Genomic DNA, 5,450 nt, shown 5'->3' with positions numbered 1-5,450 from the left:
TGCGGCCTTTATTCCGGCGCCGAATGGGACGGGGAGGAGCTGCCCCCGGCCGTCTATGCCCAGGTGCAGTGGTATCTGGGGATCACAGGCTTTGACAAGGCCTACGTTGCCGTGCTCATCGGAGGACAGGAGCTGAGGATTAAGGAGACCCGCCGCAACGGGGAATACATTGAGCGCCTCAGACGGTGCGCCCGGGAGTTTTGGAGCCGGAACGTGGAGGGCGGCGAAGAACCGGAAGCGAAAGCGGAGGACAGGGAGGACCTGATCTCCGAGGCCGAAGGAAAAGATGAAGAGACAAAGCTTCTGCCGGAGCTGGCGCCCCTCATTGAAGAGAGGGAGCGCCTGAAGGACGAGTCGGCAAGGCTCGCCGGCAAAGCGAAAGACATAGAGGCAGGCATATTGCAGGCCATGGGCGGCTGCGGCGCGGCCGAGGCAGGGGATTATACGGTGACTCTCAGAGAACGGAAGTCCGTTTGTCTGGACACGAAAAAACTGAAGGAAGCCCTGCCGGAGGCGTATGAGAAATACTCCGCCGAGCGCGTGTCAAAGGCCCTCACGGTGAAGAAAAAGAAGCCTGCCCCGGAAAAGGAGGGCAAGTGATGACCGGATATACTCAGGTAAACAATACGCTTTTGAGGACCCTTTGCATACTCAAGCCCAACGAGGCAAAGGTGATGCTGTTTCTGGTTCGCTACACAGCAGGGTTTCATAAAACCAAGTGCAAAGCCAGTTATGGTGTGATCGCCCGGTGGTGCTCGATTGACAAATCATGCGCCGTAAAGGCTGTCAGGGCATTGCAGGAGAAGGGGCTTCTTTCCGTCTCGGAGGAGCGGCCCAGGCTTATCCTTCAGCTGGATATGAAAAAAGTATGCCTTGCGCTTCTGAACCTCAGAGCAGAGCATTTCATAGCCGGACTTGAAGGTGTGCCTGAGGAGCCGGAATGTCCGCCGGACACAGTGATCATCCCATGCTGACAGGGCTGCGGACAACTATAAAATCTCACCGAAAAGGTGAGAAATTACCACCGAAAAAAGGTGAGATATTCTCACCCCATATATAAATAAACAACTCTGTAAATAAAAATTAAATAAATGCAAGCCTCACCCGCAAAATGCGGGACTGAAAGGAATCTGGATACACTGACTTAAGGATATAAAGGATAGTTGTTATGACTCAGGATAAAAGATGCCACAAGGCGATAATGCCGAAGCCGGACATGGAGCCGGAGCTCATAGACGAGGACTTCTTCACGGAGCTCTGCAACTCCGAGATACTGTACCTGTGCGAGAAGATCGGCCTCAGCGAGCTCAACGTGTTTCTCATAGGTCTGCACGTTCAGGGCTGCGCCGACAGCAAGATAGCGGAGGCGGTGGACAAATACTTTCCCTCGCTGGCAGAGGGTAAAAAGCTCACTCAGGGAGCGATCAAGGAGCGGCGCCACTACGCCATCCGGCAGATGAAAAAGGTCTTTGGTGACAGGATAGGGCTTATCACCCTTATGCACCAGGCCTTCAAATAGGAGGGAAGCATGGCTACGTTTTCACCCGGGGAAGCCTGGGCAAGCTTCAGGGAGCTGCTGGACGGCTTCTCGCGCTGGCTGCGTGAGATGCACGAGAGGGAAAGCCGGGAATGGATCGAGATGACCCTGAGGGAAAACAGCGCGGAAGCGCAGCGGATCGAAGCTGCCTCGCCTCAGGGCATAAGGGCGGCCGACGCTTTCGGGCGGAGGCTGCAGCCCTCTTTGCAGGAGCTGGCGGAGGAAAGCGCGGGAACGCGCCGGGTTTTGGAGGAAATGACGAGCCAGAGAGGGAGCAAGCTCCGGGAGGAGCTGATGACCTCCGCCTGGGGGCGGCTGTCAGACGCCGACTCTTTTGCCCGGTCCTACTGGGAAGAGGCGGACGACGTGCCCCTCTCTGTCCGCAAGTATAAAGCCTACTTTGATCTGGAAAAAAGCCTGTATAAGGCCTCCAACGATCCGGAGCTGCAGGACTACGAAAAGGGCCAAAGGGCCTGGCTTGCCGGCGAGAAGTTCCGTGAGAGCATGGACAAAGAGAGGGAACGGGCGCGCTCCGACGCCAGCCTCCGGAAGGAGGGCAATCCCGACCCCGTGGGCGCCTATGCCGGGTATATGGGTGTCTTTGACCCCTACTGGCAGAAATACGCCAAGGATCTGAAAAGCTACTACGAATACGAAGATTCGGCCCGGAAGGCCAACGAGGTCTTCCGTAAGAACCCCGGCCCCGAGGGAGAGCGGCTGAAGCAGGGCATGCTGGAGGAAGCCTATTGGCGCTACATGCAGGAAGAGGCGGAGAGCCGTCAGGCTCTGGCCAAGACCCTGGCCCAAAGGGAAAAAGAAGAGGACAAAGCCCGCAGGGAGTATTATACCGGCGAGAGCGCCCCTTTCAAAGAATACCTGAAGGACGCGGACAAGTGGTCCGATACCGCCGAGCGTGAGGACCGGGCCTTTGCCGAAAGAGTCCGGAAGGGTGCCGGCCGCTACACGGATCCCCGGCTCTGGAGCCGGGGGCCCATCGGCCTGGCGGTGACCAGCCTTTACTCACAGGAGGACGCCCCCGCCGATCCACTGGCTCTGGAATGGAGCCGGCAGCGGGAGGCCCTGAGCCTCCGGGGAGAGACGGCTGTCCGGGAGCGGCTTGCGCCCGGCGACTATGAGGCCCTGCGGGCGCTGATCAAAGAGGCCCGGGGGGAGAAGGGCGACACGGCGGAGAGCCTGGCCTTTCTGAAAGAGATATCGAGAAGCGTGGCGGGGCTGATGACGGCCCTCGAGGACGAACGGAACAGAGTGCGAATGCCGGGAGGGAACGCGTATGGAATATGATCTGTTATTGGCAAAGCCGCTGAAGTGCGCCGTGGACCGGGAGGGCTACGTGGAGGGGCAGGCGGTCTTTTACGGCTCCTACGCCGATATGCTGGCCGGAAACTATGCCTCGCTGAGGACTGGGCTGCCCTACGCGGACATCTGCCCCGGGCTCACCGACACCGACGGGCTTATCATCAAAGGCGTGGACTTCCGGGACATGGAGCTCTCCCACCGGGGAGTGCGCCTGGCAGAGATCACCGTCACCTGCTCCAACAAGGACGGGCAGGCCGGCTCGGGGCGCTTCAACTTCAGCGTGAACGTCAAAAGCGCCGTAATGACCGAGCGCTATCGGGGCATGACCCTCTGGCAGAATCTGGGCGCGCCGCTGCCGGCAGAGGACCGGCCCCTCTATATCCCTTACACGATCCTCACCCTGTCCGGCACCTACAATATGGCGCTGCCCGTGGCAACGGTGACGGCGCAGGTGAACACGGTGAATATGTATCCGTGGGATCTTTCCATTTACGGCTGCCCCGGGCTCGGGGCCGTGAGCCCCGGGTGCGCCAAGTTCGTGGGCTGGTCCTACACCCAGACGGCCAACAGCACCCAGGAGGCGCCCACCTGTCAGGCGGTTTTTTCCTTCCACCTGCGGGCTTTTGACTGGAATCAGAAGGTGCGCCCCGCGGAGCCTATGAGGGACATAGACGGCAAGACCCTCTACTGGCAGAGCCGTTTCCCTTCGCTCCCCACTTACACGGGGAACGCCGCCGCCGGGACCGCCGCCCTCGAAGGCACTCCCATCTGGCCCGGCACCAATACGGTCCTGGGCGGCCCCGCCGTGCTGGGGCAGAACGCCTACGATACCGAGCTGCTGCCCGCTCCCGGAGGGCAGTGGCTGAAGGAGTTCCCCGAAGCTGTCTGGGAGTTCGCCGGATGCAGTTCACCGCAAGGATAACCGGCAGCGCCCTGAATCAGCAGAGCGGCCTTTTCGAGTATGACTTCCGGGAGGTCATACCCGACCGAGCCACCGGCTCCCTCGTCAACGGAGATATGGTCTCCGGGCAGGGGGTCAAGGCCTTGGCCCTCTGCGAGCTGGGCCGGCAGAACACCGAGCCAGCCGTGGCCACCGGGGACGTGGTCTCCATCGTCTATACGGGCATGCAGTTCGTGATCGTGGCCGCCCGGGCCGGAGCTCTGAAGGACGTGCGGTATTCCCACCGGGACGACAAGTTCTACAAGGAATTCACCGACGGCTCCGAGGAAGTCTGGGCGGAGAGCACCCTGCTGGAGTAGGGGGAGATATAAAAAGGGAGGCGGCTGACGCCGCCCTCAGTCCAAAAAGAGATGATTAAAATGGTCAAAATAAAAACCCATACATATTATACGGGTTAAACTGCCGGTTTGTCAAGCTTTGCGGGAGGAGTCTTAAGCGGTGCATTTGAGCTTCAAAGGCCCATTGATAATTTATCAAAGGGACCATACTGATTATGCTTGCGGAAAATGAATTCTCTTCAAAGCAGATGCCGATCTTGTCAGGCTAAACTCTATTTGCGGGCTAATTAGAAAACCGGTCCGGGACAGACATGTTTCTTTTCTCCATTGATTTTAGGGTCTGGGAATCTGCAGGCTGCAATGCTCAGTTCAGCCAGCCTGTCTCCGCCGGCCTGAACTATGCACCCTTTGGCACCGCAGAATGCCGCCTCTTTTTTGACCCTGCAGAAAAACTGTGATATAATAAATGTGTGCATATCCTTGCAATATCTAAAGAGAGCCGGCGATTGCGCGGGATATATTCCGGCAAACGCTGAATTAAAGGTGAAAAAATGAGCTTCTATGATGAAATGACTACGGAAGAAGAACGGCTGAATTATTCTCTTATGCTTGAGATGATCGGGTCGCTGTCCAATCTGTTTTCCGAGAGCCCGAGTCCATACCTTGCTTCAAGAATCAGCGAGAACCTGTTCTGCCGCTGTTTCTTTGCCGACAACCTCTCCCGCAATGACGTTACTGCCGATGCCAAGAGGGGAAAAACCGGCATAGGCATTAAGACCTGGACAGGGAGCCAGTCTCAGAAGATAGCTGAATTTGACGCGCTGAGAAACACATATATAAATGACGAGCCGGAAATCCTGATAAGCAAAGTCGCAGGATACAGAAATGACCGCATTCAGAAGACTCTTGATACTTATTCTATAGACACTATGGTATATCATTGCCTGCTGAGGACAGAAGGGCTGATCTCAGTCTATGAATGCCCTCTTGTTAAAATAGACGTCGGAAATATAACAAAAATAAAGAAAACAGGAGCATCAATATATTTCGAAGACGGGATCAATGCGTATTCGTTTAATCTCTCAAAAAGCACTCTGTTTAAGAGGTTTGATGATCTAGAGCTGATGAACGAGATACCCGTTACTATAATCGAAGACCCTTATGAGTATCTGGCCGAAAAAATGGGGCTGCTCGACAAGATAAAACGGCTGCAGATCCGGACTGAGCCGGGTGTTTCGCATATAGAAACAGCTTATCTGCCATTGTATTCCTTCAACAATAAGGCCGGTTTTTTTGTCCCGCCCAAAGAGTGTCTGAACATACGGTTTGCCGGCGGCAGGCGGAGAGATCCTTATGA

The 5,450-nt window shown here is 56.5% G+C and carries 8 protein-coding genes; 7 read left to right on the top strand and 1 reads right to left on the bottom strand.

Annotation, left to right across the window (positions count from 1 at the left end; all coding sequences use genetic code 11):
* The 6 genes from IK083_09970 to IK083_09945 all read left to right on the top strand — a co-directional run.
* The coding region (locus tag IK083_09970) for a hypothetical protein (GenBank protein MBR4749879.1) at positions 1–600 on the top strand (600 nt) is incomplete at its 5' end.
* Positions 600–974, top strand: coding sequence for a replication protein (locus IK083_09965; GenBank protein MBR4749878.1), 375 nt, complete (start codon positions 600–602; stop codon positions 972–974). The genes IK083_09970 and IK083_09965, both read left to right, overlap by 1 nt.
* Positions 975–1,168: 194 nt before the next feature.
* On the top strand, positions 1,169–1,519 hold the full coding sequence (locus IK083_09960) for a hypothetical protein (protein MBR4749877.1): 351 nt from the start codon (positions 1,169–1,171) through the stop codon (positions 1,517–1,519).
* A 9-nt stretch (positions 1,520–1,528) separates the two neighbouring features.
* Positions 1,529–2,839: a hypothetical protein gene (locus IK083_09955; GenBank protein ID MBR4749876.1), complete on the top strand. Its 1,311-nt coding sequence runs from the start codon at positions 1,529–1,531 to the stop codon at positions 2,837–2,839.
* The gene (locus IK083_09950; protein ID MBR4749875.1) at positions 2,829–3,776 is read left to right on the top strand and encodes a hypothetical protein; all 948 of its coding nucleotides are present in this window, start codon (positions 2,829–2,831) and stop codon (positions 3,774–3,776) included. The genes IK083_09955 and IK083_09950 overlap by 11 nt, the downstream gene beginning before the upstream one ends.
* Positions 3,755–4,114 (top strand): hypothetical protein, encoded by a 360-nt coding sequence (locus IK083_09945; GenBank protein MBR4749874.1) that lies wholly within the window; start codon positions 3,755–3,757, stop codon positions 4,112–4,114. Before IK083_09950 ends, IK083_09945 begins: the two co-directional genes overlap by 22 nt.
* A gap of 266 nt (positions 4,115–4,380) precedes the next feature.
* Here the strand turns inward: IK083_09945 and IK083_09940 are convergent, their stop codons facing one another.
* The gene (locus IK083_09940) at positions 4,381–4,569 is read right to left on the bottom strand and encodes a hypothetical protein (protein MBR4749873.1); all 189 of its coding nucleotides are present in this window, start codon (positions 4,567–4,569) and stop codon (positions 4,381–4,383) included.
* Between the two features lie 75 nt (positions 4,570–4,644).
* Between IK083_09940 and IK083_09935 the strand changes: the two genes are divergently transcribed.
* Positions 4,645–5,450, top strand: an 806-nt coding sequence (locus IK083_09935) for an NgoFVII family restriction endonuclease (GenBank protein MBR4749872.1), incomplete at its 3' end; no start/stop codon positions are given.

The sequence above is a fragment of the Abditibacteriota bacterium genome (assembly GCA_017552965.1).
Lineage (GTDB): Bacteria > Armatimonadota > UBA5829 > UBA5829 > UBA5829 > RGIG7931.
Note: the sequence above shows the minus strand (reverse complement) of the source record. Positions and strands in the feature narration are given on the sequence as shown.